This is a genomic window from uncultured Allobosea sp., assembly GCF_945957345.1.
Taxonomy (GTDB): domain Bacteria; phylum Pseudomonadota; class Alphaproteobacteria; order Rhizobiales; family Beijerinckiaceae; genus Allobosea.
On the sequence record NZ_CAMFKW010000015.1, the window covers coordinates 1 to 26,501 of the forward strand.

General features: G+C 66.9%; 27 protein-coding genes. 18 read left to right on the plus strand and 9 right to left on the minus strand.

Translation table 11 applies throughout. The annotated features are described in order from the left end of the window. Positions 1 to 290 precede the first annotated feature (290 nt). The 5 genes from Q0Q36_RS09585 (at position 291) to Q0Q36_RS09605 (ending at position 3,725) form a co-directional block, all read left to right on the plus strand. The gene (locus tag Q0Q36_RS09585) at positions 291 to 845 is read left to right on the plus strand and encodes a CAP domain-containing protein (RefSeq protein WP_293797687.1); all 555 of its coding nucleotides are present in this window, start codon (positions 291 to 293) and stop codon (positions 843 to 845) included. Positions 846 to 879: 34 nt separating this feature from the next. After that, on the plus strand, positions 880 to 1,305 hold the full coding sequence (locus Q0Q36_RS09590) for a hypothetical protein (protein WP_293797688.1): 426 nt from the start codon (positions 880 to 882) through the stop codon (positions 1,303 to 1,305). Between the two features lie 84 nt (positions 1,306 to 1,389). Further along, complete coding sequence (locus Q0Q36_RS09595) at positions 1,390 to 2,016, plus strand: LysE family translocator (protein WP_293797689.1); 627 nt, start codon at positions 1,390 to 1,392, stop codon at positions 2,014 to 2,016. An 8-nt stretch (positions 2,017 to 2,024) separates the two neighbouring features. Further along, positions 2,025 to 2,633, plus strand: a complete 609-nt coding sequence (locus tag Q0Q36_RS09600; RefSeq protein WP_293797690.1) for a bifunctional 2-polyprenyl-6-hydroxyphenol methylase/3-demethylubiquinol 3-O-methyltransferase UbiG — start codon at positions 2,025 to 2,027, stop codon at positions 2,631 to 2,633. A gap of 33 nt (positions 2,634 to 2,666) precedes the next feature. After that, positions 2,667 to 3,725 (plus strand): MBL fold metallo-hydrolase, encoded by a 1,059-nt coding sequence (locus Q0Q36_RS09605; RefSeq protein ID WP_293797692.1) that lies wholly within the window; start codon positions 2,667 to 2,669, stop codon positions 3,723 to 3,725. 129 nt (positions 3,726 to 3,854) lie between these two features. Here the strand turns inward: Q0Q36_RS09605 and Q0Q36_RS09610 are convergent, their stop codons facing one another. Next, positions 3,855 to 4,679: a GyrI-like domain-containing protein gene (locus Q0Q36_RS09610; protein ID WP_293797694.1), complete on the minus strand. Its 825-nt coding sequence runs from the start codon at positions 4,677 to 4,679 to the stop codon at positions 3,855 to 3,857. 200 nt (positions 4,680 to 4,879) lie between these two features. Between Q0Q36_RS09610 and dapF the strand changes: the two genes are divergently transcribed. Together dapF and mtaB are read left to right on the plus strand one after the other, a co-directional pair. Next, entirely contained in the window at positions 4,880 to 5,764 is an 885-nt protein-coding gene (dapF, locus tag Q0Q36_RS09615) for a diaminopimelate epimerase (RefSeq protein WP_293797696.1), read from the plus strand. A 127-nt stretch (positions 5,765 to 5,891) separates the two neighbouring features. Beyond that, the gene (mtaB, locus tag Q0Q36_RS09620; RefSeq protein WP_293797833.1) at positions 5,892 to 7,157 is read left to right on the plus strand and encodes a tRNA (N(6)-L-threonylcarbamoyladenosine(37)-C(2))-methylthiotransferase MtaB; all 1,266 of its coding nucleotides are present in this window, start codon (positions 5,892 to 5,894) and stop codon (positions 7,155 to 7,157) included. 129 nt (positions 7,158 to 7,286) lie between these two features. Here the strand turns inward: mtaB and Q0Q36_RS09625 are convergent, their stop codons facing one another. From Q0Q36_RS09625 to Q0Q36_RS09635, 3 genes are all read right to left on the minus strand, one after another. Continuing rightward, positions 7,287 to 8,396, minus strand: a complete 1,110-nt coding sequence (locus Q0Q36_RS09625) for a sulfite oxidase (RefSeq protein ID WP_293797698.1) — start codon at positions 8,394 to 8,396, stop codon at positions 7,287 to 7,289. Between the two features lie 98 nt (positions 8,397 to 8,494). Continuing rightward, positions 8,495 to 10,210, minus strand: a complete 1,716-nt coding sequence (locus Q0Q36_RS09630; protein ID WP_293797700.1) for an AMP-binding protein — start codon at positions 10,208 to 10,210, stop codon at positions 8,495 to 8,497. A 216-nt stretch (positions 10,211 to 10,426) separates the two neighbouring features. After that, a complete protein-coding gene (locus Q0Q36_RS09635; protein ID WP_293797702.1) occupies positions 10,427 to 12,511 on the minus strand; it encodes an elongation factor G in 2,085 nt (694 codons plus the stop codon). A 442-nt stretch (positions 12,512 to 12,953) separates the two neighbouring features. Between Q0Q36_RS09635 and Q0Q36_RS09640 the strand changes: the two genes are divergently transcribed. Next, entirely contained in the window at positions 12,954 to 13,142 is a 189-nt protein-coding gene (locus Q0Q36_RS09640; RefSeq protein WP_293797704.1) for a hypothetical protein, read from the plus strand. A gap of 144 nt (positions 13,143 to 13,286) precedes the next feature. On the opposite strand, the gene Q0Q36_RS09645 is transcribed toward Q0Q36_RS09640, so the two are convergent. Further along, positions 13,287 to 14,075: an SDR family NAD(P)-dependent oxidoreductase gene (locus Q0Q36_RS09645; protein ID WP_293797706.1), complete on the minus strand. Its 789-nt coding sequence runs from the start codon at positions 14,073 to 14,075 to the stop codon at positions 13,287 to 13,289. A gap of 176 nt (positions 14,076 to 14,251) precedes the next feature. Between Q0Q36_RS09645 and rplS the strand changes: the two genes are divergently transcribed. From rplS to Q0Q36_RS09665, 4 genes are all read left to right on the plus strand, one after another. Then, the gene (rplS, locus tag Q0Q36_RS09650; protein ID WP_265055719.1) at positions 14,252 to 14,647 is read left to right on the plus strand and encodes a 50S ribosomal protein L19; all 396 of its coding nucleotides are present in this window, start codon (positions 14,252 to 14,254) and stop codon (positions 14,645 to 14,647) included. Positions 14,648 to 14,824: 177 nt separating this feature from the next. Next, positions 14,825 to 15,274, plus strand: a complete 450-nt coding sequence (locus Q0Q36_RS09655) for a MarR family transcriptional regulator (protein ID WP_293797707.1) — start codon at positions 14,825 to 14,827, stop codon at positions 15,272 to 15,274. Then, positions 15,271 to 16,905, plus strand: coding sequence for an MFS transporter (locus Q0Q36_RS09660; RefSeq protein ID WP_293797708.1), 1,635 nt, complete (start codon positions 15,271 to 15,273; stop codon positions 16,903 to 16,905). Before Q0Q36_RS09655 ends, Q0Q36_RS09660 begins: the two co-directional genes overlap by 4 nt. A gap of 13 nt (positions 16,906 to 16,918) precedes the next feature. After that, a complete protein-coding gene (locus Q0Q36_RS09665) occupies positions 16,919 to 17,959 on the plus strand; it encodes an HlyD family secretion protein (RefSeq protein ID WP_293797710.1) in 1,041 nt (346 codons plus the stop codon). On the opposite strand, the gene Q0Q36_RS09670 is transcribed toward Q0Q36_RS09665, so the two are convergent. Beyond that, entirely contained in the window at positions 17,960 to 19,180 is a 1,221-nt protein-coding gene (locus Q0Q36_RS09670; RefSeq protein ID WP_293797711.1) for an aminotransferase class V-fold PLP-dependent enzyme, read from the minus strand. 87 nt (positions 19,181 to 19,267) lie between these two features. Here Q0Q36_RS09670 and kynA point away from each other — a divergent pair, with 87 nt between their 5' ends. The 6 genes from kynA (at position 19,268) to leuD (ending at position 23,246) form a co-directional block, all read left to right on the plus strand. Further along, entirely contained in the window at positions 19,268 to 20,116 is an 849-nt protein-coding gene (kynA, locus tag Q0Q36_RS09675) for a tryptophan 2,3-dioxygenase (RefSeq protein ID WP_293797713.1), read from the plus strand. Between the two features lie 103 nt (positions 20,117 to 20,219). Further along, positions 20,220 to 20,372: a hypothetical protein gene (locus tag Q0Q36_RS09680; RefSeq protein ID WP_187640076.1), complete on the plus strand. Its 153-nt coding sequence runs from the start codon at positions 20,220 to 20,222 to the stop codon at positions 20,370 to 20,372. A 109-nt stretch (positions 20,373 to 20,481) separates the two neighbouring features. Then, positions 20,482 to 21,900 (plus strand): 3-isopropylmalate dehydratase large subunit, encoded by a 1,419-nt coding sequence (leuC, locus tag Q0Q36_RS09685; RefSeq protein WP_293797717.1) that lies wholly within the window; start codon positions 20,482 to 20,484, stop codon positions 21,898 to 21,900. A 22-nt stretch (positions 21,901 to 21,922) separates the two neighbouring features. Next, positions 21,923 to 22,168, plus strand: a complete 246-nt coding sequence (locus Q0Q36_RS09690) for a hypothetical protein (RefSeq protein ID WP_265055726.1) — start codon at positions 21,923 to 21,925, stop codon at positions 22,166 to 22,168. Next, positions 22,168 to 22,614 (plus strand): metallopeptidase family protein, encoded by a 447-nt coding sequence (locus Q0Q36_RS09695; RefSeq protein WP_293797720.1) that lies wholly within the window; start codon positions 22,168 to 22,170, stop codon positions 22,612 to 22,614. Before Q0Q36_RS09690 ends, Q0Q36_RS09695 begins: the two co-directional genes overlap by 1 nt. A gap of 29 nt (positions 22,615 to 22,643) precedes the next feature. Beyond that, entirely contained in the window at positions 22,644 to 23,246 is a 603-nt protein-coding gene (gene leuD / locus Q0Q36_RS09700; RefSeq protein WP_293797721.1) for a 3-isopropylmalate dehydratase small subunit, read from the plus strand. An 11-nt stretch (positions 23,247 to 23,257) separates the two neighbouring features. Here leuD and Q0Q36_RS09705 read toward each other — a convergent pair whose 3' ends face one another. The 3 genes from Q0Q36_RS09705 to Q0Q36_RS09715 all read right to left on the minus strand — a co-directional run bounded on the left by Q0Q36_RS09705 (position 23,258) and on the right by Q0Q36_RS09715 (position 26,463). Next, positions 23,258 to 23,629 (minus strand): GIY-YIG nuclease family protein, encoded by a 372-nt coding sequence (locus Q0Q36_RS09705; protein WP_367187168.1) that lies wholly within the window; start codon positions 23,627 to 23,629, stop codon positions 23,258 to 23,260. Positions 23,630 to 23,734: 105 nt separating this feature from the next. After that, entirely contained in the window at positions 23,735 to 24,988 is a 1,254-nt protein-coding gene (locus tag Q0Q36_RS09710) for a DUF1501 domain-containing protein (RefSeq protein WP_293797725.1), read from the minus strand. Positions 24,989 to 24,990: 2 nt separating this feature from the next. Then, the gene (locus tag Q0Q36_RS09715) at positions 24,991 to 26,463 is read right to left on the minus strand and encodes a DUF1800 family protein (RefSeq protein ID WP_293797727.1); all 1,473 of its coding nucleotides are present in this window, start codon (positions 26,461 to 26,463) and stop codon (positions 24,991 to 24,993) included. Positions 26,464 to 26,501: the final 38 nt, after the last annotated feature.

The window sequence follows — 26,501 nt, forward strand, 5'->3', positions numbered from 1 at the left end:
AAGCGGCTTGCGCGGCCCGGTCGGCGGATGTGGTTTCGGCGATGTCGGCGAAACGGATGCGGTCTTAAAGCGGAAGACCGTGGCGAAAGTCAAGTTTCGCGATGGTTTTCCTTGGCGCAGGCGCCCTTCGCACCACGACAGAAAGACATCTTCGGTCCATGACGGAGCTTCCGGCCAGGTTCGCCCGAGCCGTTCGATTCAAGCTCTACACGAATTTGTGAGCCTTGGTCGCAGAACGGCCCTGATCTGGCGGCATCGCTGCGCGCCCGATTCGCGAGACATGCCGGCCCATGAAACTGAAAACCGCCTCGACCCTGCTGGCTCTCGCCCTTCTGCTCGCCGCCTGCGCCGGCGATCCAAGGCGCGAAGGCCCGCTCGATCCGCGCATGGTCGAGAAGGTCGCGGCCGTCACGCTCGACCCCGCCCAGGCCGGGCGCATCCTCAACGCCTATCGCGCCAGCCAGGGCCTTGGCCCGGTCCGGCCCGATCCGCGCCTGATGGCGATGGCACAGCGCCAGGCCGACGCGATGGTCAAGGCCAATGCGCTCTCGCATGATGCCGGCGGCGACTTCACCGCCCGCATCCACGCCGCCGGCATCGACAGCGCCCGTGCCGCGGAAAATCTCGGCGGCGGCTATTTCTCGACCGAGGAGGCTTTCGACGGCTGGCGCAAGTCGCCGGGCCACGACACCAACCTGCGCATGAAGGAAGCCACCCGCTACGGCATCGCGCTCTCCAAGGATCCGCGCACCACGTATCGCGTCTGGTGGGCGCTGGTGATTGCGGCCGACCCCGAGCCGCGCGTGCCCCTGGGTTACGGTGACAGGCCGCCGCAGCCTCGCTAACCAGCGACATCCGTCACTCCCAGCGAGCGTTCAGATGTCCATTCGTTCCTTTATTCCTTTCATCATTGTCGCATCCGCCTCTTTCGCCGGCCTGAACGGCGCCCAGGCCCAGCCCTGCGCCACCAATTTCACCTCCTCCGGCGTCCCGATGGTCTCGCAGATCACCTACAAGACCTGGGAGCTGACCAGGAAATCGCCTGCCGCCGTGCTGCCGATCATCACCCGGGCGATCCAGGCCGATGGCGACTTCATGGACATCCGCGCCGACAAGGCGAGCGGCACGATCACGGCCGTGCAGGAAGTCACGGGTTCCGGCCGTCCGCAGCTGCTGAAGGTGACGACCCGCAAGCAGCCCACCGGCACGCGAATCGACATCGCCTTCACCGTCCAGCCCGGCCAGATGGCTCCCGAAGCCGCCGTTCGGAAGGCGCTCTGCGACTTCCTCAGCGGCGCGCTCTGAACTGGCCTCGAAGGGGGCAATTCGCCCCTTTACAAACACCCGCTTCTGGTGATGGCTCTCGTCTTTAACGGAGCCATCACGACCATGACCTTCGAAGCCTGGATCGCCTTCACCGCCGCCACTGCGGTCCTTCTTGTGATCCCCGGACCGACCATCCTCCTCGTCATCTCCTATGCACTCGGCCAGGGCTGGCGCACCGCGCTCCCGATCGCCGTCGGCGTCGCGCTCGGCGATTTCACGGCCATGACGCTGTCGATGCTCGGCGTCGGCGCGCTGCTCGCCACCTCCGCCTTGATCTTCACGACGCTGAAATGGATCGGCGCGGCCTATCTGGTCTGGCTCGGCATCAAGCTCTTTCGCGCCGGCGGCACGCTCGACGCCAAGCCGCGCGAGGATGCCGCTCCCGCCTGGAAGATGCTCGGCCATGCCTGGCTGGTGACGGCGCTGAACCCGAAGAGCATCACCTTCTTCGTCGCCTTCCTGCCCCAGTTCCTGGACACCAAGGGCGATTTCTGGACGCAGATGCTGATCTTCGAGGCGACCTTCATCACGCTCGCCTTCGCCAACGCCATGGGCTACGCGCTGATCGCCTCGCGGGCGCGGGCCGTGATCGGCAATCCCCGTGCGATCGGGCTCTTCAACAAGGCCGGCGGCACGCTGCTGATCGGCGCCGGTGTCGCGACCGTCGCTATCCGCTCTGGCAGCAACTGACTCCGGCCATGTCGAGCAAGGACGACCAGACGCTCGGCTTCTATGCCGAGGAAGCGAGCGCCTATGCCGGTCGCGACAGGCAGGCCGAGCACAGCCGCATCGATCCCTTCGTGGCGGGCCTCAAGCCCGGCGCGCGGATTCTCGAACTCGGCTGCGGCGGCGGGCAGGACAGCGAGGAGATGCTGCGGCGCGGCTTCGACGTCGTGCCGACGGACGGCTCACCGGAACTGGCGCGGCAAGCCGAGCTGCGCCTCGGCCGCCCGGTCGGCGTCCTGCTCTTCGAGGACCTGGAAGACGTATCGACCTATGACGGTGTCTGGGCGCATGCCTGCCTGCTGCACGCGCCGCGCCCGGCGCTGCCCGGCATCATCGACCGGATACACCGCGCCTTGCGCCCGGGTGGCATTCTCTATGCCAGCTTCAAGGCTGGCGAAGCAGAAGGGCGCGACGGTCTCGGCCGCTATTTCAACTATCTCTCGGCTGCCGAATTGCGCAGCGCCTTCGGTGAGGAACGACGCTGGCAGTCCCTGACGATCGATGAGGATACCGGCTCCGGCTACGACCGCCAGCCGACGCGCTGGCTTCACGCCCTGGCAATCAGATCGTCCGAGCCTTGACGCTGGGTCGTAGCGGCCTACCTCTTCTGGACGATGACCCGCCGCAAACTCCTCTCCTTCGTCGGCCTCGGTGCATTGCTGGCCTCGACCGGCGCCGCCTGGGCAGCGATCACCCGCTCGCGCAATCCCTATTACCAGGGGCCCGTCAGCGACCATTTCAACGGCCTCGTCTTCAGCGACGGGCGCACGGTGAACAAGGGCCTCGCCGACGTGCTGCGCTGGCAGACCGGCAAGCGTGAGCGCGAGGCCTTTCCTCTCGCCTATCAGGCTCCGCCACAGGACAAGCCCCCGGCCCGCATCGAGGGAGCCCGGATCGTCCATCTCGGCCACGCCTCCTTCCTGTATCAGGTCGCCGGCCTCAACCTGCTGATCGACCCGGTCTATTCCCTGCGCGCCAGCCCCTTCTCCTTCATCGGCCCGAAGCGCGTGAACGCACCCGGCGTCGTCTTCGCCGATTTGCCGAAGATCGACGCGGTTCTGGTCACGCATAACCACTACGACCATCTCGACATCGAAACGCTGGCTCTGCTGCACGAGCGCGACCGGCCGCGCATGATCATGCCGCTCGGCAACGACGCGATCGTCCGGGCCCGCATCCCCGATGCTCGCGCCGAAGCGCATGACTGGAACGACCGGCTCGCGCTCTCGGACAAGGTCGCGGTGACGCTGGTGCCGAGCTATCACTGGTCGGCGCGCGGCGCCTTCGACCGGCGCATGGCGCTCTGGTGCTCCTACATCCTGGAAACGCCGGCCACGAAGATCTTCCATATCGGCGATACCGGCTACCATGACGGCTCGCTCTATCGGAATCTCGGCGGCAAGCACGGGCCGTTCGATCTCGCCGTGCTGCCGATCGGCGCCTATGAGCCGCGCTGGTTCATGTCGGACAACCACATGAACCCGGACGAGGCGGTGAAGGTCATGCTGGCGCTCGGGGCAAAGCAGGCGATCGGCCATCACTGGGGCACGTTCCAGCTCACCGATGAAGGCGTCGAGCGCCCGCCCGAAGCGCTGAAGGCCGCGCTGGCTGAAGCCGGCTTGCCGGAAGAGCGCTTCAGGCCGATGCGGCCGGGTCTGAGCTGGAGCGCGTAAGAAGGCCTTTCACCCGCACAAACGCTCGTCCTGGTCGGGCTTGTCCCGGCCATCCACGTCTTCACTGGCCGAACGCCGTGTTCAAGGCGTGGATGCTCGCCACAAGGGCGAGCATGACGGTGGAACCAGCTACTTCGGCTGGACGTAGACGTTGATCTCGAGATTCGGATCGCCGGGATCCTTGAGATCGCTGACATATTCTTCGAGGAAGGCGTCCTTCACCGTGATGCTCTTGGCCTCGAGATAGGCCGTGATCGTCTCGTAGGTGGAATCGATGTCGTCATAGGGCGCGACATGCAGGAAGCGCAGCGCCCTGCCCGTCGGCGAAGCGCTCAGCCTGACTCCCGGTCCAAAGGCCGGGGCCTGCCCTCCGGCTGGCGCCGCCACCGGCAGCATCGCATCGAAGCGGAAACCGTCATCCGTCGTCTCGACGAACAGCGAGAGGGGCCGCCCCGCGACCGTCAAGCCCGCCTTCTGTGCTTCCGCTCGCAGGACGTTGAAGGTTTCGGAGAGTTTCTGAAAGCCCTGATCCCAAGTCGCCTGCCCGGACAGCAGCAGCACCGGCTTCGCAACCAGAACGACCTCGTCGATATCGCTGGCATCGCCGCGCTTCCCGGCGAGCGTCGCGTTGGGGTCGGGCACGCCGGTCTGCTGCTGGGCGGGAGGCGGCGCAGGCTGCCCCGAAGGCGGCAGGGTCGGTGGCGGCTGCATCGGTTGCGGCTCGGCCGGTCCCGGCAAGGTCGGCGCGGGTTGCACCGGCTGCGGCACGACCGGGTTCGGCAGCGACGGAGCCGGCTGGACCGGCTGCGGCCCCGGCTGGGCATCGGGCACGGGCGCAGGCGGCGTCTGTGCCGGAGCAGACGGCATCTGGACGGGGCTGGTACCCGGCGGCGGCGCGAGAGGCGTGGTCTCCACCGCGGGTGGCGGCGCAACCCGCGTCTGTGCGACGGCCATTCCGCTCGACACACTCGCCAAGCCGGCAAGCGTCAGAACACAAATCCGGGAATACCGCATCGTGACGGCCCTGAGTTTCACGCGATTCGCGCCCTTGCAGCGCAACATAGAATGTCCACCTTCTCTCAGGAACGGGGATGAGGGTGGCTTTTTCACGTCGCCTCCGTCATAGACCCACTATTCACGGGACGTGTGACCAAATGAACGCTCTGGCCAATCGCCGGTTCCTGAAGATGAACGGGCTCGGCAACCAGATCACGGTGCTCGATCTGCGCGGCAGCAAGCATGTCGTCAGCGAAAGCGAGGCCCGCGCCATCGCCTCCGAGCCGCGCGCTCGTTTCGACCAGCTCATGGTCCTTCACGATGCCGCGACGCCCGGCACCGACGCCTTCGTGCGCATCTACAACACAGACGGCTCCGAAGCCGGTGCCTGCGGTAACGGCACGCGCTGCGTCGCCTGGGCGATGATCGCCGATCCGCAGATGGGCGATGCCGCCAAGAGCCGGCTTGCCCTCCAGACCAAGGCAGGCCTGCTGCCGGCGGTCCGCGAGGGCGAGACGCTTTTCACCGTCGACATGGGCGCACCCCGCCTCGCCTGGGACCAGATCCCGCTGGCCGAGCCCTTCGAGGACACCAGCCGTTTCGAGTTGCAGATCGGCCCGATCGACAACCCGATCCTGCACACGCCTTGCGCCGTCAACATGGGCAATCCGCACGCGGTCTTCTTCGTCGCGGACCCCTATGCCTACAATCTCGAACAGATCGGCCCGCTGCTCGAAAACCATCCGATCTTCCCGGATCGCGCCAATATCGAGCTCGCCGCGGTGAAGGCACCCGACCATATCGTGCTGCGCGTCTGGGAGCGCGGCGCCGGCATCACCCAGGCCTGCGGCTCGGGCGCCTGTGCGGCGCTGGTCGCGGGCGTGCGCCGCGAGCTCACCGCCCGCAAGGCGACCGTCAGCCTGCCCGGCGGGGACCTCGCTATCGAATGGCGCGAGCGCGACGGCCATGTCCTGATGACCGGTCCGGTCGAGTTCGAATGGGAAGGCACGCTCGATCCGGCGTTGTTTTCGAGCGCCGCGTAATGGCCTCGGAGCATTTTCAAGCGAAGTGGTGCCGGTTCGCGTGAAGAACCAACGGTCCGCGTCAGCGAATATACGACCAAACAAGAACCCAGAGCATGTCCACGTTTCGGAGAAACGTGGACATGCTCTGGAGGTCGTCACCTTCGGCTGCCGCCTCAACATCGTCGAAAGCGAGGCGCTGCGGCTTCAGGCCGAAGCCGCCGGCCTGAAGGGTGCCGCGATCGTCAATTCCTGCGCCGTCACCGCCGAGGCGACCAGGCAGGCACGACAGGCCGTGCGCCGCCTCAAGCGCGAGCAGCCTAACCGGCCCGTAATCGTCACCGGCTGCGCCGCACAGATCGAGCCCGCGCGCTTCGCCGCCATGCCCGAGGTCGACCGCATCCTCGGCAATGATGAGAAGCTGCGGCCCGGGAGCTGGGCGGCGCTCGCCCGCTCCAACAGCCTCGGGCATCCCGACACAGCTGCCGCCGACAAGCTCGATGTCGGCGACATCATGACCCAGACCGCAATGCGCGCGCCGGTCACCGGCCGCTTTACCAGCCATACGCGCGGCTTCGTCCAGGTCCAGAACGGCTGCGACCATCGCTGCACCTTCTGCGTCATCCCCTTCGGACGCGGCAATTCGCGCTCGCTAGCCATCGCCGACGTTGTCGCGCAATGCCGCACCCTGCAGGAAGCAGGCGCGCGCGAGATCGTGCTGACCGGCGTCGACCTCACCAGCTATGGCCGCGACCTGGCCGGAGAGGCGACCTTGGGCGCGCTTACCGGAGCGATCCTGCGCGCCCTGCCCGAATTGCCGCGCCTGCGCCTCTCGTCGATCGACGCCGTCGAGGTCGACGATACCTTGCGCGACCTGCTCGCGACCGAGCCGCGCCTCATGCCGCATCTGCATCTCTCGTTGCAGGCCGGCGACGACCTCATCCTCAAACGCATGAAGCGCCGCCACGGCCGCGATGACGCCATCCGCTTCTGCGCAGAGATCCGAACCTTGCGCCCCGACATCGTCTTCGGCGCCGATCTCATCGCCGGTTTCCCGACCGAGGACGAGGGGATGTTCACCCGCTCGCTCGAGCTCGTCGCGGAATGTGGGCTGAGCTTCGTCCATGTCTTCCCCTATTCGGCCCGCCCCGGCACACCGGCCGCGCGGATGCCGCAGCTCTCGGGAGAGATTGTCTCGGAGCGGGCCGCAAGGCTGCGCGCTGCAGCAGGCGCCGCGCAGCAGCGGCATCTGGCCGCGCGTATCGGCCGCCCGCTCAGCGTCCTGACCGAACGCGGCAACACCGGCCGCGCCGAGGATTTCACGCTGGTCCGCTTCGCGAGAGACATCGCGCCGGGCGAGATCGTGCCGGTCACCGGTCACGCCGCCGACGGCAAGGCGCTTCTCGCGGCCTGAATTCGTTTTTCGGAGAGGAATAGCCGCCTCGGTCGCCGATGGGAGGAGGAGTGACCGAGGCGGCAGAGCCATGCCCGGAATGGCAGACCCAGTCGTTAGACGCGGCAGCCCGCCAAAAGGTTCAAAACCTCACGCAACGACCGAGCCGCGCACCCGCTGGACCTGATTGTTGCAGTAGCCACGCGGGTTCCAGAGCGGCTCTAGCGGCTGGATATTACCTTCGGCATCGCGTGCCCGCGCCATGACGACGAACGGGCCGGCTTGCTCGGTGGCAATCTCCGCCTCGAAGCGTCGCCAGGCAAAGCGCCCCTCGCCGGCCTGCAAGTCGACCTCGCTCCAGCTTTCGCCGCCATCGCTGGAGATCGCGACCGATTCCAGCGGAACGGCGCCACTCCAGGCGAAACCCGCGACCTTCAATCGCTCGCCCTGCTTCGCCACGAAGCCGTCGAGCGGCGCCGTAAGCAGCGATTTAACGGGCATGTCGGTGATGACGGCGAAATTCGCGGGGTCGAGCGGCTCGCCCGGGCGAACTGGGCGGATCGGCATTCGATAATCCGTCCCGCGCATCTTCTCGCCGTCATGCTCGACATCGCGGAGCGTGATCCGGTCCAGCCATTTCTGCCAGGCCGAGCCGGGATAGCCCGGCGCGACGATGCGCAGCGGCCCACCATGCAGGCGCGGCAGGGGTTCGCCGTTCATGGCGAAGGCGATCAGAGTTTCCGGAGCCACCGCCTTGGCCATCGGCAGGCCGCGCGAGAGCGCGGCTTTCTCGGGCTTGCCGATCTGGCGGTCCGGCGCGTGATGCGCGGTATAGACCGCGCCCGGCCTGGGGCCGGCATGTTCGAGCACGTCGGCCAGCCTGACCCCGGTCCAGCGCGCGCAACCAACGGCGCCGAGCCGCCATTGCAGCCCGTCCGTCGCTGGAGAGAACTGTGAGCGGCCATTGCCGGCGCATTCCAGCACCGCGGTGACCGTGACGGTTTCGAAGCGCTGGCGCAGGCCCTCCACGCTCCAGACAGCCGGGCGCTCGACCTCACCGTCGATCGTCAGCGTCCAATCGCTGTCCTCGTCGATCTCCGGCAGATGGCCGTTATTGCGGATGAAGAAGGAATCGACCGGGGTGATCGGCTCGTCGAGCAGTGCGAGCGCCGGCTCGGCATTCAGCGCCTCCTCCTCATAGACATGGAGGCCCGGCTTCAGGCGGCGCAGCAAGGGCAGTTCGACGAGGCGATGGGGCAAGCGGCGATGATCTCCGGCAGCGCAGGGCGGTCACCCGCCCCGCGAAAGCCGACAAGAGATGACATGCCGGTCGCCCACCTGTCGACCGTCGCCCTGCGTCAGCGCTTCGCGACGACCTCCTCGCGCAGCGCCCGGCGCAGCACTTTGCCGACATTGGTCTTCGGCAGGGTTTCGCGGAAGAATATCTGCTTGGGCACCTTGTAGCCCGTCAGGTTCTCCTTGCAGTAGGCGCGCAGCGCGTCCGCCGTCAGCGTCTGGTCCTTGCGCACGACGAAGGCCGTGACCGCTTCGCCGGAATGCTCGTCCGGCAGGCCGATCACCGCCGATTCCAGCACGCCGGGATGCGAGGCCAGCACATCCTCGACCTCGTTAGGATAGACGTTGAAGCCGGAGACCAGGACCATGTCCTTCATCCGGTCAACGACCTTGATCTGCCCATCCGGCAGCATGACGCCGACATCGCCGCTGCGGAAATAGCCGTCCGCAGTCATCGCCTTGGCGGTCTCGTCCGGGCGGTTCCAGTAGCCGGCCATCACCTGCGGCCCGCGGATGCAGATCTCGCCGGCTTCGCCCAGCGGCATGTCGTTGCCCTCGGCATCGCGGATCGCGATCTCGGTCGAGGGAATCGGATAGCCGATCGTGCCGCTGAACTCGGTCAGGTCCGGCCGGTTTATCGTGGCGATCGGCGAGGTCTCGGACAGGCCGTAACCCTCGATGATCGGGCGGCCGGTCACGGCCTTCCACTGCTTGGCGACGGCGGCCTGCGTCGCCATGCCGCCGGCGACCGCAAAGCGCATCTCGGAGAAATCGACTTCCTTGATCTCGGGATGGTTGGCGAGCGCGTTGTAGAGCGTGTTGACCCCGGAGAAGAGCGTGAAGCGGCTCGCCTTCAGCGTCTTGATGAAGCCGGGAATGTCGCGGGGATTGGCGATCAGCAGGCCCTTGGCACCGATGCGCAGCATGAACAGACAGCAGCAGGTCAGCGCGAAGATGTGGTAGAGCGGCAGCGCCGTGACCATGACATGCTGGTAGTCGTCGCGGCCGAGTGGCGGTTCCAGCACCCATTCGAGCCAGAAGCCGGCCTGCTGCACATTGGCGGCGACATTGCGATGCGTCAGCGTCGCGCCCTTGGCGACGCCGGTCGTGCCGCCCGTGTACTGGAGGAAGGCGACATCCTCCGGCACGACCGTCACAGGCGCCATCCGAGCGCCGCCCTGCAGGATCTGCTGGAAACCGATCGAGCCCGGAAGGTCGAAAGGCTTCACCACCTTCTTGATCCGGCGCGCGACGAAATTGACGATCTTGCCCTTGAAGCCCATCAGGTCGCCGGCCGTGGCAATGACGATGGCATCGAGTTTCAGGTTCGGCTTCGCCTCCTCGACGACATGGGCGAAGTTCTCGATCACCACGAGCACGCGCGCCCCGGCATCGTTGATCTGATGCGTCAGTTCGCGCGCCGTATAGAGCGGGTTGACGTTGACGACGGTGAAGCCGCCGAGCAGGACACCGAAGATCGCCGCCGGATAGGCCAGGATGTTCGGCATCATCAGGGCGACACGATCGCCCTTCTTGAGCCCCTTCGCCTGCAGCCAACCGGCGAAGGCCTCGGCGGCGCGGCGCGTCTCGGCAAAGGTGATCGTCTTGCCGAAGCTCTCGAAAGCCGGGCGGTTGGGATAGGTCGAGCAGGCGGAGCCGATCAGGTCGGCCAGCGTGCCGATCTTCGCCTCGTCGAGTTCAGGCGGAACGGCCGGCGGATAATGTGCAAGCCAGGGGCGCGAGGCATTCCTGGCCTGCGTGGCGCCAGTCGCAGTCATATTTCCCTCCCACTCGCCCGGTTTGCCACTCTGAAGCGGGTTCCGGTGCATTTTCATGGTCGTACAGTGCGGAACAGCGGCCGGCAGCGCAAGCGCCAGCCGCCATAACCGGCAGAATGTTCATATCTAAACAATCCGCTCGGCACTAAATCAAGCCCAAACCGGGAGCCCGATAAGGGCTCCCGGCGGGAGATAAGCCTGAATTTTGGGTTGGGATCAGCGCCCTTGCGCGAGGGCCAGCGCCTGGGCGGAAACCACAGCCTCGGCCGGCTTGCCGGCGAGTTCCGCAAGATGGTCGAAGCGCGCGCTGAACGAGCCGACGCCGGATGTCGCCGAGCGCAGTTCGACGATCAGCCCGGTCATCTCCGCTTCCGGGACCAGCGCCTTGATCTGGTCCCAGCCGCGCCAGCCGGGGCGGGTGTCATAGCCGAGAATCTGCCCGCGCCGGGCGGAAATCAGGGCGGAGGCCCGCGACATCGCCTCGGACGGGATCACCACGTCGACCGAGAGGATCGGTTCGAGCAGCACCGGCTTGGCCTGCGGCATCGCCTCGCTCATGGCGAGCCGCGCCGCCTGCCGGAACGCCATGTCAGAGGAATCGACCGTGTGATAGGAGCCGTCCGTCAGCGTCACCGCCACATCGACGATCGGGAAGCCGAGCGGCCCCTTCTCGCAGAAATCGCGCATGCCGGCCTCGACCGAGCCGATATATTGGCGCGGCACGACGCCGCCGCTGATCCTGTCGACGAACTGGATACCTTCCCCGCGCGGCAGCGGCGCGACCTCGATCACCACGTCGCCATACTGGCCATGGCCGCCGCTCTGCTTGCGATGCCGGCCGCGCGCCCCGGCCTGACCGCGGATGGTCTCGCGATAACCGACCTGCGGGGTCTTGTTCGTCACCGTGACGCCATAGCGGCCGGCGAGCTTTTCGAGCGCGACGCGCAGATGCATCTCGCCCTGGCCCGACAGGCGGGTCTCACCAAGTTCCGGCACCTGCGTCACCGCCAGCGCCATGTCCTCCTCGGTCAGGCGCTGCAGCGCCGCCGCCAGCCTGACATCGTCCTTGCGGTCCTTCACCGCGATGGCGAAGGCGTGGACCGCTTCGGGCGGCGCAACTGCGCTGACCACGCTCGCCCGTGTCTTGCCGAGCATGAAGGCCTCGCCGGTCGCGATGCCGTCGAGCTTGGCAAAGCCCGCGACCTCGCCCTCCTGCGCCGCGGGCTTCCGGCTCTGCTCCGAACCCTTGAGCGAGACGACGCCGGCGATGCGCGCCTCGACGCCGCCCGATGAGGTCACGACATCGCCCTCCGCCAGCCGGCCGCGCATCACCCTGGCCAGCGAGAGCTTGCCACCCTGGCTCGAATGCCAGGTCTTCATTACCTGGGCGAGCGGCGGCCCCTCCGCGAGAAGGCCGGCCCGGCCACGGGTTTCCGCAAGCCCCGGCGCCTCGTGCCTGAGCGCCTTGAGCAGCCGCGTCACGCCGTTGCCGCGCTCGGCCGCGCCGATCAGCACCGGCACGACATGGCGATGCTGCAATTCGCGGGCGAGATCGTCGAAGACGCGGTCGCGCGGCGGCTCCATGTCGCCGAGCAGCTCCTCCATCAATTCGTCGTCGTAATCGGCCAGCCGCTCCAGCATCGAGAAGCGCGCCTCCTTCTCGCGGCCGGACTCGTCGACGGCCAATGGCACGATCTCGCTCGGCGCATGCTCGCGATAGATGAAGGCCCGCTCCAAGGCGAGGTCGATGAAGCCGACGGCGATGCCGTTCTTCCAGATCGGAATCTGGCGCAGCAGCAGCGGCGTCCGCGAGGCGCGCTGCAGGATGCCGAGCGTCTCGCGCACCCGGCGCGAGGCCGTGTCGATCTTGTTCAGGAACAGGAAGCGCGGAATGTCGGCCTCCTCCAGCTCGCGCAGAACGAGCTCCAGTGCCGGCGCCTTGCGGTCATCCGCCTCGCAGACCACCACTGCGGCATCCACGGCCGGCAGCACATGGCGCATCTCGTGCAGGAACTCGACCGAGCCGGGGCAATCGATGAAATGGAAGGTGTCGCCGAGGAAGTCGACCGTCGCGACCGTCGGCTCCGTGCTCATCTGGTGCACCCGCGCCTCGGGCGCCGCATCGCCGACCGTGTTGCCGCCCTTGACCGTGCCGGTACGCGTGAGCGCGCCGCATCGCATCAGGATGCTTTCGAGCAGCGTCGTCTTGCCGCTCTGGAAGGGGCCGACGATCGCGATGCATCGCGGCCCCGCGCTTCGGGTACCGGCTGCGGAGCCGCCGTTCTGTGCCGATGCGGGCATGACTTCCTCCTTCAGGGCTGACCGCACTGGAGGAAAGGTCGCGACCTCGGCTCCGGCGCGGTGGGGACCCGGCGGGAACAGCGCATGCGCTCACGCCGGACGGGCGGCGGTCGCTCGGGCCCGACAGGGTCGGGCGGCCGTCGGAGAGGCAGGTCGCAAGAGGTTCGCGCCGAACGGAGGCGGACGCAAGCGCTTTGTCGGCCATGGCCGAGGCGAACGCAGGAAACCGGCTTTGCCGATACCGCTGCCTGCGTCGCCGGGACGGCTATCCGACCGTCGCGACCTGTGATTTCATCGGGCTTCCGCTGGCTGCCACGCGCGACTGAGCAACGGCGAACTTGCGGCTCCCTGCCGCTCCGCGAGCGGGGAACCTCAGGCGTCGCCGGACATTCTACGGAGCGGGCCGCCGACGCGGCGACGATGGAAGAGGGAGAACCGGCCGATGCCCGAGAACGCGTCGCAAATGGAACTCGACGAGCGCATCGCCCTCCTCAGGCGCAACATCGCCGAACTGATGGAACAGGCGACGGGTGCCTCCGGCGCCGCCGTGGAGGAAGCGCTCGCCAACCGCCTCGGCGAGCAGCAGGACATGCTCAACGAGCTGCTGAAGAAACGCGAGGCGATGGGGTAAAACCACCTCCCGTCATGGTCCGGCTTGTCCCGACCATCCGCGCCATCACGGATGAAGCGCAGTGTTCAAGACGTGGATGCTTGCCACAAGGGCGCGCATGACGAAGCGGGAGCGACGCCTCGGCTAGGAATTCCGCAGGCGCTCTCAAAGATTGCGCCGCTCACCCCGGAGCGTCGCAAGCCCGATGCCGGCCGCGTCGAAGCCGCCATCCACCGCCAGAACCTGCCCGGTGATATAGGTCGCCCGGTCGGAGCAGAGGAAGAAGATCGCCTCGGCCAGTTCCTCCTCCAGCCCATAGCGGCCGAGCGGCACGGCATCGCGGTAATCGGCCCGGATTTCCGGGCTGTGCACGGCCTTGGCCATCGCCGTCTCGACGGGCCCCGGCGCCACCGCATTGACGCGAATGCCAAGCCCCGCGAGCTCGACAGCCTGCTGCTTGGTGAGATGCGCCAGCGCCGCCTTCGACGTGCCGTAGGCGACCCGCAGCGTCGAGGCGCGCAGCCCCGAGATCGAGGTGATGTTGACGACGGCACCACCGCCATTGTCGGCCATGGCCCGCGCCGCGAACTGCGTCGCCAGGAACGGGCCGGTGAGATTCACCGCCATCACCCGCTGCCATTCGTCATGCGTGGTCTCCAGCAGCGGCTTGAACACCGCCGTGCCGGCATTGTTGACGAGGGCATCGAGCCGCCCGAAGCGCTTGGCCATGCCGGCGAAGGCCGATTCGAGCTGCGCGGGCATCGCTACGTCACAGGTCAGCACCAGCGTCCGCTCGGGCGTGGCGATCTCGGCCGCCGCGCGCTGAAGCCCCGCCCCATCGATGTCGAGCAGGCCGACCTGCCAGCCCTCGGCGAGGAAGCGCTTGGCGGTGGCAAGCCCGATGCCGCGCGCGGCGCCGGTGACGAGAGCGGTCTTCGGGGTGGCGTCGGTCATGGCATCTCGTCCGGTGGCGTGTCGCTTGCGCACAGGCTATGCATGCCGGCAGCGTGACCAACAAGCCGGGATTGCCGCTCGACAAATCCCGCGCGCTCCTGTAAGGCCCCGCACTCAACTGAAAACAGCGAGCCGAAAGCCCGCGCTTCCGCGCGAATACGGCCATGGAGAGACCCATGAACATCATCGAGCAGATCGATGCCGAGCAGATTGCCAAGCTGAGCGAAGGCCGCGAGATCCCGCAGTTCCAGCCCGGCGACACCGTGCAGGTCAACGTCAAGGTCAAGGAAGGCGAGCGCAGCCGCGTCCAGGCCTATGAAGGCGTCGTGATCGCCCGCAACGGCGGCGGCCTCAACCAGAGCTTCACCGTCCGCAAGATTTCCTACGGCGAGGGCGTCGAGCGCGTCTTCCCGCTGTTCTCGCCGAACCTCGATTCGATCAAGGTCATCCGCAAGGGCAAGGTGCGCCGCGCCAAGCTGTATTACCTGCGCGATCGTCGCGGCAAGTCGGCCCGTATCGCCGAGCGCGTCGATGCCAAGCCCGCCAAGGGCCAGAAGGGCGCCGGCAAGTAAGCCGAAGCCTCAAGGCGGAAAATTTGAAACGCGGTCCTTCGGGGCCGCGTTTTTTTGTTACCGCGCGCGCACCATAGCATTCCAAAAACGCATATCGGATTATCAAATTATCATTTGATATGCATTAAATGCACATATAAGTAAGGCAATCATTAGCATGCTATTTATGTTGTTGCTATGGACATCACCCAGCTTCAGGCCGCATTCACCGGCGAGCTTGCCGCCGTCAACCGCAAGCTGAGGACGCTCGTCGACGACCGTGCGCGCGACATGGGGCTGACCTTGTCGCGGGCACGCCTGCTGATGGAGCTCGCTCGCGAGGACGGGCCGATCCAGTCCGACCTCGCCGGATTGCTCGACATCGAGCAGCCGACATTGGTTCGGCTTCTCGACGGGCTGGAACGCAACGGCATGATCGAGCGCCGCGCGGTCGAGGGCGACCGTCGCGCGCGCCGCGTCTTCCTGACCGAGAGCGCCCGCGCCCAGGCGCAGGACATCCTGGACTTCCTCACCGAGTTGCGCGCCGGTATCCTGCAGGGTATCGCCCCCGAAGAACTGGAGGCCGCGCTCGACGTGCTGCGCCGGACCTCGCGCAACATCGCCGCCGGCCGGAGCGCCGCCCCGTGAGCACGCCGGAAACATCCGCTGCCCCAGCCGCGCCGCCACCGGCGCCTGCCGGGCTGACGATGCCGCCGGCCCGCGCGCTGGCCTATATGCTGGCTTCGGTCACGCTGGCGATGACGCAGCAGATCGGCGCGAACCTGGTCAACACCAATATCTACCAGATCCAGGGCGAGCTCGGTGCCACCGTCGCCGAGACCAACTGGCTGATCGCCGCCTACATGGCGCCGAACGTCTCGCTCTCGATCGCCCTGATCAAGATCCGGATGCAGTACGGCCTGCGCAATTTCGCCGAGATGAGCCTCGCGGGCTTCGTCCTCGCCGCCTTCCTGAACCTCGCCTTCGTCCACGACCTGCCATCGGCCGTGGTCGTGCGCTTCATGAGCGGCATGGCGGCGGCGCCAATGTCCTCGCTCGCTTTCTTCTACATGATCGAGCCGCTCCCGCCGGAGAAGAAGCTCACCGTCGGCCTCTCGCTGGCGCTGACGAACACGACGCTCGGCATCCCCGTCACGCGCCTGATCTCGCCCTGGCTGCTCGATCTCGGCGGCTTCCACGGCCTGACCCTGTTCGAGGCGGGGCTCGCCATGGTGGCTTTCGGCTTCGTCTACGCGCTGCCGCTGACCACGCCGCCGCGCGTGAAGTGGATCGGCCCGCTCGACATCGTCAGCTATCTCCTGATCGCGATCGGTTTCGGTTCGATCGCGGTCGCGCTCAGCTTGGGGCGAATCTACTGGTGGTTCGAGGCGCCATGGCTGGGCTGGCTCTTCGCCTGCGCCGTCATCTGCCTGACATTGGCCGTGATCACCGAACTGCATCGGAAGAGCCCGCTGATCGACATACGCTGGCTGACCAGCCCGGCGACGCTGCATTTCGCCGGCGCCATTCTCCTGCTGCGCGTCGTGCTGGCCGAACAGACGGTGGGCGCCTCCAATTTCTTCCAGGCGCTCGGCATTCAGAATGAGCAGACACTGCCGCTCTACGGCGTGATACTCTGCGCGATCGTGGCCGGCGGCGTGACCTGCGCGCTGCTGCTGCGGCCCGGTCGCGAGAACTGGTTCTATGGCACCGCGCTGGCTTGCGTCGCGCTCGGCGCCTGGCTGGACAGCGGCGCCACCAGCCAGACACGGCCGCACGACATCTGGCTGAGCCAGGCACTCGTCGCCTATGGCTCTGGCCTCTTTCTGCCCGCGGCGATGGCGCAAGGCATGGGCGGAGCCATCGCGCGTGGCCCGATCTACATCCTGAGCTTCATCACCGTCTTCCTGTTCACGCAGAGCATCGGCGGCCTGCTCGGCTCGGCCCTGTTCGGCAGCTTCATCACGCTGCGGACCAGCTTCCATTACAATGCACTGGCAGAGCATTTCGTCATGTCTCAGCCGCTTTTCGCCCAGCGCATCAGTCAGTACGGCAACATCTACAGCCATGTCCTGAACGACCCGGCGCTGCTGCGGGCGGAAGGCGTGACGCTCCTCGCCCAGCGGGCGACGCAAGAGGCGATCGTGCTCGCCTATAACGACGCCTTCATGCTGATCTCGGCCATAGCCGGCCTCGCCCTGATCGGCCTGCTCTCGCACCTCGCTTATCTGCAGCTACGCTCGCGCGTGGCGGCTCCCACCTTTCAACCCGCTCCCTGATCGCCCAGCCCCCATGACCCGCATCTTCCGCTCCGTCTCGACCTATGTAGCGCTCGCCATCGGCCTCATCGGCCTCGGCATCATTCTCTACGCCTGGCGGCTGCCGCCCTTCACGAGCGCGATCGAGGTGACCGAGAACGCCTATGTCCGAGGCCAGGTCACTGTGATCGCACCGCAGCTTGCCGGCTATGTCGCGGAGGTGCCGGTGCAGGACTTCGCGACCGTGAAGCAGGGTGATCTGCTCCTGCGCATCGACGACCGCATCTATGCGCAGAAGCTAGAACAGGCCCGCGCCGGCTTGGCCGCCCAGCGCGCCGCGCTCGCCAATTCCGACCAGTCCCGCGCCGCCGCCGAAGCCCGGCTGCGCGCCGCCGTCGCCAATGTCGCCAGCGCCGAAGCCGCCTTGCGCACGGCCGAGGCGAACTGGGGCCGCATCGAGCCGCTACGCGAGCGCGGCGTCGTCAGCCAGACCTCGACCGACCAGAGCCAGCAGGCGCTCGATCAGGCGCGCGCTTCCATCACATCGACCAATGCCGCCGCCGAAGTCGCCCGCCAGGACATCCAGACCGCCATCGTCAACCGCCAGTCGCTCGTCGCGGCCGTCGAGGGTGCGGAAGCCGCCGTCCATCTCGCCGAGATCGATCTCAGCAACACGCGCGTCATCGCCCCGCAGGACGGGCGGCTGGGCGAAGTCTCGGCCCGGCTCGGCCAATACGTCTCGGCCGGCACGCAGTTGATGGCGCTGGTGCCGACCCAAGTCTGGGTCATCGCCAACTTCAAGGAGACACAGCTCGCCGGCATGCGCACCGGCCAACCGGTCAGCTTCACCGTCGATGCCCTGCGCCATGCCCGGCTCACCGGCAAGATCGAGCGGTTCTCGCCGGCGGCCGGCTCCGAGTTCAGCGTGATCAGGCCTGAGAACGCGACCGGCAATTTCATCAAGATCGCCCAGCGCGTGCCGGTCCGCATCATCGTCGATCCCGGACAGCCTCTCGCGAAGGAGCTGGCGCCCGGCATGTCGGTGGTGGTCAGCGTCGATACGGCGCAGCGCTGATCAGGCCAGCGTCGCCAGCCGCTCCAGCAGAAGCCGCGTATCCGTGGCATTCTGATAGAGCCCGAAACCGAGGCGCAGACGGTCTCCACGCAGATCGGTGACGATGCCGGCCTGCGCCAGCCTCTCATGCCAGACCGGGGCGTCGGCATGGCGGAAGGTCAGGAAATTGCCGCGCGCCGGATCCGAGGGCGGCACGACGAGGTTCTCGATCGCGAGCACGCCGCAAGGCCGGTGCGCGAGTCCTTCCGCAACGATGGCCTGCAAGGCATGGGCATGAGCATGGATCGCAGCCGCGTCGAGGCCCTTCGCACCGAGCCAGTCGAACACCGCACCCATGCGGTAGAGGCCGGATGGATCGAAGGTGGCGCCCATGAAGCGCCAGCCGCCTTCGGCATAGGCCACGCCTCCTTGCGGCCCCGAGAGCGCACCGAACGAGGCATACCAGCCGGTATCGCGCGGCCGCATCGCGAAGCCGGGCGGGCAGTGCATGAAGCAGGCCCCCTCGCCCGCCATGGCGTATTTATAGCCGCCGGCGATGTAGAACACCTTGTCGGCGACGGCGGACAGATCGGTCGGCCGCGCCAGGAAGCCGTGATAGCCGTCGATGACGACGAGGCGCTCCGGTGCGGAGACGCCGGCGACGAGCCCTTCCAGATCGGTCAGCGCGTAACCGGAATTGAACTGCACCTGGCTGACGAAGACCATGTCGGGATTGCCGGCCTCAGCAGCGGCGACCAGACGTTCGGTGAAATCAGCGAAGGGCTCGGCCGGCACGATGGTGAGCGCGATCAGCCCTTCCTCGGCCAGCCGCTCGATCTGTCGCCGGAAGGAGTGGAATTCGGCATCGCTGGTCAGGATGCGCGGCACCCGGTCCCGTGGCAGGCAGGAGAGAAGCCGGTTGACGAATTCATGGGTGTTGTTGGCGGGTACAAGCCCGCCGATCCCCGGCAGATTGAGATGACGGGCGACACCTTGCGCGGCCTTCTGCCAGACCGGGCCGAGTACCTCCTCCCATTTGCCGTCGATAAGACGCGCTGCATCGTCCCAGCAGCGCAATTGCGCTTCGCGGGTGACATCCGGCCAGAAATGATGGCTGTGGGCGGCGAAATGCAGTTGTTCCGGCCAGTTCTGGCGGAACCGGGAGAACTCCGCCGCAAGATCGAGGGCCGCCCCGATGGCCTGGGCGGAAACGGTCGTCGCCTGGTCGCTCGCCATCGTCATGCCTTGCCCGCCCGCTAAAATACTTTAAACTTAAAATATATCGCGCCTTCCTGTCGTCAAGGCGCGCCGCGAGCGAGGGCTTAAGCGATGGCAACCGGCACGGGCGAGCAGCACAGCCGCATCGAACCCGGCATGCAGACCGACTTCAAGGAGCGGATGGATTACGGCTCCTATCTTGGCCTCGACCTGCTGCTCGCGGCGCAGAAGCCGCTGAGCGACGCCCCCGACGAATTGCTCTTCATCACCATCCATCAGGTCCAGGAACTCTGGCTGAAGCTCGCCACGCACGAGCTCGATGGCGCCATCGCGGCGATCCGGGACGACCAGTTGCAGCCCGCCTTCAAGTCGCTGGCGCGCGTCTCGCGCATCCAGTCACAGCTCGTCACCGCCTGGGACGTGCTCTCGACCATGACGCCGGCCGACTACCTCGCCTTCCGCGATGCGCTCGGCCAGTCCTCCGGCTTCCAGTCGTACCAGTATCGCGCGCTGGAATTCCGCCTCGGCGCCAAGGACCCGCGCATGCTGGCGATGCACCGGCACCACCCCGAGAACCACGCCCATCTGCAAGAACTGCTGGAGGCCCCCAGCCTCTATGACGAGGCGCTGCGCCTGCTCGCCCGGCGCGGGCTGGCGATCCCGTCCGACTGCGTCGAGCGCGACTGGAGCGTGCCGCATGCCGTCAGCGACGCGGTGAAGGCGGCCTGGCTCTCGATCTATCGCGATACGCAAGCTCATTTCGATCTCTACGAGCTCGCCGAGGAGCTGGTCGATCTCGAAGACCAGTTCCAGCAATGGCGCTTCCGCCACATGAAGACGGTCGAGCGCATCATCGGCTTCAAGCCGGGCACCGGCGGCTCCAGCGGCGTCAAGTTCCTCAAGACCGCGCTGGAGCGCTCCTTCTTTCCCGAACTCTGGCAATTGCGCAGCGAATTGTGAGGCCTGCGCCCTGCGTCGCCGCGATGACGCGGCTGCAACGGCATCGATTGTCCGGCTTGATTGGAACTGCTAAACAGTAGCCATGTCGCCGTGTGAGCATCATTTGCAGCGCTTCTGCGCCGTGCAGGGAGAGGGCCATCTGCCGCCCCTGCCGACGACGCAGGACTTTGCCGCGCTGCATGACCATGCCCGGCTGCCCTGGCGCTTTTTCGGCCGCTTCACCGCTTCGATTGCCGCAGGCCTTACCGGCGCCTGAGACCGGCCGCTTGCGCGCGGCCGGCGACAGGCGAAGCGTTTTGCGCGCTGGCCCGAAGCGAGCCGGCGCATGATCTCCAAAACCGATTTCAGAAGACCGAGACCAAGCCATGACTGCGACCAAGGGTCCCCAGACGCTCTACGACAAGATCTTCGACGACCACGTCGTCGACCGGCAGGATGACGGCACCTGCCTGCTCTATATCGACCGCCACCTCGTCCACGAGGTCACGAGCCCGCAGGCCTTCGAGGGCCTGCGCATGACCGGCCGCAAGGTCCGCAGCCCTGAGAAGACGCTCGCCGTCGTCGACCACAACATCCCGACGACCGACCGCACCAAGGGCATCGCGGAAGAGGAAAGCCGCATCCAGGTCGAGGCGCTCGCCAAGAACGCCCGCGACTTCGGCGTCGAGTATTTCAACGAGCTCGACAAGCGCCAGGGCATCGTCCACATCGTCGGCCCCGAGCAGGGCTTCACCCTGCCCGGCACCACGATCGTCTGCGGTGACTCGCACACCTCGACGCACGGCGCCTTCGGCGCACTCGCCCACGGCATCGGCACCTCGGAGGTCGAGCATGTGCTCGCCACCCAGACGCTGATCCAGAAGAAGGCGATGAACATGCTCGTCCAGGTGGACGGCACGCCTGCGCCCGGCGTCGGCGCCAAGGACATCACGCTGGCGATCATCGGCGAGATCGGCACTGCCGGGGGCACCGGCTCGGTGATCGAATATGCAGGCGAAGCGATCCGCGGCCTGACCATGGAAGGCCGCATGACGGTCTGCAACATGTCGATCGAGGGCGGTGCCCGCGCCGGCATGGTCGCGCCGGACGAGAAGGCTTTCAGCTATCTGAAGGGCCGCCCGAAAGCGCCACAGGGCGCCGCCTGGGATGCCGCCGTGCGCTACTGGGAGACGCTGCGCACCGACGAGGGCGCGCATTTCGACCGCATCGTCCGCCTCGACGCCGCCAACCTGCCGCCGATCGTCTCCTGGGGCACCAGCCCCGAGGACGTGATCTCGGTCACCGGCGCGGTTCCGGACCCGGAGCTGATCGTCGACGAGGTCAAGCGCGCCTCGAAGAAGCGGGCGCTTGAGTATATGGGCCTGACCGCCGGCACCAAGATCACCGACATCCCGCTCGACGTGATCTGGATCGGCTCCTGCACCAATGGCCGCATCGAGGACCTACGCACGGTCGCCAAGATCGTCGAGGGCAAGAAACTCCATGAAAGCCTCGACTACGGCATGATCGTTCCCGGCTCCGGCCTGGTGAAGGAGCAGGCCGAGGCCGAGGGTCTCGACAAGATCTTCATCGCCGCCGGCTTCGAATGGCGCGAGCCCGGCTGCTCGATGTGCCTCGGCATGAACCCGGACCAGCTCAAGCCCGGCCAGCGCGCCGCCTCGACCTCGAACCGCAATTTCGAGGGTCGTCAGGGCTATCGCGGCCGCACCCACCTCGTCTCGCCGGCCATGGCGGCGGCGGCGGCCCTCACCGGCCGCTTCGTCGACGTTCGTACGCTGGGCTGACGTGCACAGCGGGGAGCTGACCATGTCCAACGATCCCCGCGAAGCCGCCCGCGCCGCCGAATCCAAGGCGGCGCTGGACCGGGTCAAGCGCGACAGCGAAAGCCTGCTCGGCTCCTCGATGGGCCGGGCGGCCGATCATTTCTCGGGCGCGGATGCACCCGAGGGCGACAAGGTCGAGCTCTGGGGCCGGCGCATCGGCCGCTCCCTCTCGCTCGTCGGCGTCATCGTGCTGGCCTGGTGGCTCGGCCACCAATTGAAGATCTGGTGATGGGCAAGGCCGTGGACGCCAGGGTCACGACAACAACAGAGATCGACTGGGACGGCGTCAAGGCGCCGTCGCAGGAGGCGTTCGAGGTTCTGGCGCAAGCCGCCTTCGACCGCCTGCCGGAGGAATTCCGCGCGCTCTGCTCCGACGTGATCTTCAACGTCACCGAGTTCCCCGAGGACGACGTGCTGAAGGAGCTGGAGGCGGAAAGCCCGTTCGACCTGCTCGGCCTGTTCAGCGGCGTCGGCCTGCCGCAGCAGGGCTTCAGTCCCCAGACCGGCCAGATGCCCAACACCATCCACCTCTATCGCCGTCCGATCCTCGACTACTGGGCCGAACATGACGAGAACCTCGGCTCGATCGTCACCCATGTCATGGTCCACGAGATCGGCCACCATTTCGGCTTCTCCGACGAGGACATGGAAGCCATCGAACAGGCGGCCGGCTGAGCCCGGCCTTCAAGCAAGGACAAAAGACCATGCAGCCCTTCACCACGCTGACCTCGACGCCCGCCCCCATGAAGGTGGTCAATGTCGACACCGACATGATCATCCCGAAGCAGTACCTGAAGACGATCAAGCGCACCGGCCTCGGCACCGCGCTGTTTTCGGAGATGCGCTACAAGGACGACGGCTCGGAGAACCCCGATTTCGTGCTGAACCAGCCGGCCTATCGCAAGGCGGAAATCCTCGTCGCCGGCGACAATTTCGGCTGCGGCTCGTCGCGCGAGCACGCGCCGTGGGCGCTGCTCGATTTCGGCATCCGCTGCGTGATCTCCACCAGCTTCGCCGACATCTTCTACAATAACTGCTTCAAGAACGGCATCCTGCCGATCAAGGTTACCCCGCAGCAGCTCGACATGCTGTTCGACGATGCCGAGCGCGGCTCCAACGCGACGCTGACGATCGACCTCGCGAACCAGACGATCAAGGGTCCGGATGGCGGCGAGATCACCTTCGAGATCGACCCGTTCCGCAAGCACTGCCTGCTCAACGGCCTCGACGACATCGGCCTGACCATGGAGAAGGGCACGAAGATCGACGCCTACGAGGAAAAGCTGAAGCAGCGCGCTTGGGCTTGAGCGACAGCGGACTAGCAGCCCTCATCCTGAGGAGCCGTTCCGTCAGGAACGGCGTCTCGAAGGACGGGGGCTGCGGGTCGATTGCCGCGTTTTGAGAGCGTTCGAAGACGGTCAAACTGCCCGGCGACAAGAGCTTCTTTCTTTCGGCGAGACCAGCCCTTGATCCGACGTTCCATTGCAATCGCGTCGGTGATAACCGGGAAATGCTGGGCAAACACTAGCTCGACAGGAAGACGTGTCGCAGTGAACGAGTTCTCGTACCGCTTAGTGTTGTGCTCAGCGACACGCTTCTCCACAGCTTCGCGTGTCGAGCCGGTATAATAGGAATCGTCGGCGCAGCGAAGAATGTAGACCCAACACCCATCTGCGTCTTGCATTCCCATGCTCCCCAGATGCGTCGGTTTTGAGTGTCCCGCGTACTCTGGACCATCCTTCGAGACGCCGCTTCGCGGCTCCTCAGGATGAGGGCTCTGCGTTCGAAAGCAATATCAGACCACCAGCCCCTGCAAAGGCTTGAGCCCACCCGTCTCCGGAAACACCTTCTCGGCCAGAACCGGCCCAGATAAGCCGAAGAGCTCCGAGACCACCCCCTTGGCCACGGCCCGGACATCCGTCGTCGGCTTGAGATCGCGGTTCTGGTAAAGCTGCTCGGGCTTCAGGCCGGGCCAATCGGCAACCACCCGACCGCCCTTCACGCCGCCTCCTATGAGGAAGGCGACCGTGCCGGTGCCATGATCGGTCCCGGTCGTGCCGTTGACCGCAGCGGTCCGGCCGAACTCAGTCGCGACCATCACAACCGTATCCTTCCAGACCGGTGCCAAGCCCTGCTCGAAGGCGGCGAAGGCGCCATCGAGCCCGCCGAGCAGATTGGCGAGCCTTCCCTTGGCCCCGCCTTCGTTCGCATGGGTATCCCAGCCTTCGAAGGCGAGCGCGGCGATGCGCGGCCCGTCATCGGCGCCGACCAGCCCCGCCGCGCCTTCGGCGATGCGGCGCATCCCGTCGGCCGTGTCAGGCCCGCCGCCACCCTTCTGCTCGCCGGCCATGCCGCGCCTTTGCGCGACCCCTTCCGTTTCGATCGCCTCTGCCAGCGCCCGCGCCAAAGCCGGATCGCGCTGGCCATAGAGATCGGCAAGCCGCATCGTCAGGTCGCTGCCGGCGCGCGCCATCCGCGGCGGCGCCCAGCCCAGCACGGGCGCGGCGCCGCGCACCACCAGCGGCGGCACGACGCCGACACCGAGTACGCCCTTGCGCGAGACGCCGTCGCCAGCCGGCAGATTGGCGATAAGTCGGTTGAGCCAGCCGCTCTGCGTGTGTCCCGCGCCGGGCTGGCCGCTTTCCAGAACGTCCTGCCCGTCGAAATGCGAGCGCTCGCGATAGCCCGTCGCCGCGGCATGGACGATCGTCGCCTGCCCCTGCTTGTAGAGCCGCGCCAGGTTCGGCATCGCCGGATGCAGGTAGAAGAACCCGTCGAGCGGCAGCGCCGCCTCCGGCCCGTCCTTGGCGAGTGCGATGCCCTCGCGCAGGCCGGCATAATCGGGGTCGCCGATCGGCGGCACGGCCGAGAGCCCATCGAGCGCGCCGCGCAGGATGACCAGCACGAAGCGCGGATCGCGCGCACCCGCCGCCGCATAGGCGAATTTCGGCACGAAGGACCAGGCGAAGAGGGCGCCGGCCGCACCGAGCACGGCGCGGCGCGACGGCGTCATCCGTTCGCAATCGTCATCGTCGTGAGGAGCCATCATCGTCACCTCCGCTGGAATTCTGGCGACATCAGCAAGAGCGCGATCGCCTGCGGCTTGCTCTCGGCCCGCGCCACCGCCTGCTTCGTCTCAGGCGAGAGGAGCGGTCCGAGGATGTCGTCGGCGAGCACGCGCGGATCGGCAACCGTGCCCGCGGCCTGTCGCCCCCAGCCGGCAGCGACGTCGACCCGCGTCTTGAGCCCTTCGGCCGAACCCCAGGCGGCATTGCTGTCGGCGTATCCGTTCGGGCCGGAAGGCTGCCAGAATGGCTGGCCCATCACGCCGACCGGGCCGATGATCTGGCCGAAATCCGGCTTGCGGCCGAGCGCGCGATAGGAGGCCAGCATGAATTCCTGCGGCGACCGGATCTTTGTGGCCGGCGCCATCCACGCGGATTCGCTGCCGATCAATGCCTGGTAGACCGCCCTGAGGTCGCCGTCGCTGTCGCGGAAGGTCTTGGCCAGCGCTTCGACGAGAGGTGGCGGCGGGTCGTCTGCCACGAAATGCCGCACGAGCTTGGTCGCGATGAAATGCGCGGTCGCAGGCTGATGGGCGAGATCGGTCAGCGCCGCGACGCCTTGCGCCAGATCCGGCTGGGCATAATCCCGGCCAAGCAAGGGCGTCGCCCCCGGCTCATGCTGGCCGGGATTGAAGATGAAGGAGCCCGGGAAACCGAGCCGCCCATCACGCCCCGCCATCGTCCATCCCGTGAGGATGCGCGCGAGGTTGGTGACGTCGGCCTGGCTGTAGCCGCCGGAGACGCCGAGCGTATGCAACTCCATGATCTCGCGCGCGAGATTCTCGTTGAGCCCACGGCCTTGCCGGCGGCCCGCGGGTGAATTCGGCCCGATCGACTGGCGGTTATCGAGAAAGTCGAGCATCGCCGGGTGGCTTTCCGCCGCGATCAGCATGTCCTCGAAGCGGCCGAAGACATGCGGGCGGATCGCCTCGCGCTCATAGGCACCTGCCATGATCCGCCCGATATTGCTCTTGGTCGCACCGATGCAGAAATGGTTCGACCAGAACATCACCAGCCGCTCACTGAGGCCGGTTTCGGCCGTAAGCGCGAGATCGACCCGCGCCTTCACCTCGTCGCGATAGGTCCGGTATGGCAGGGCCGGCTCGTTCGGAGGCTTCGCCGCAGCCATCTGGTTCTGCGGCCCGGCCGGTTGCGCCTGCGGTGCGGCGCCCGCCATCTCCATGGCCTGCGGCGAGCCCGGCGCAGGCCCCGCGGCAGCGATGCGGCGCGCCTCGCGCTCCCGCTTCTCCTGATCCTCGAAAGCGAAGAGAGCCTTGCCGATCTCGACGGTGCCGGAGAAGTGCACGCCCTGGGGCCGCGCGACGCCGCCGGCCGCGATCTCGGCCAGAAGCCTATCGCGGATCTGCGCCCGGAAGGCCTCGCCCTGGCCGGGCTTCGGTCCGAGACCGAAGCGCTGCAATGCCACCGCTCCCGCCGTCAGCTCGCCCGATCCTGCCATCTGCAAGGTCTCCGCTGGTCATGGGGAGAGGATCGGCG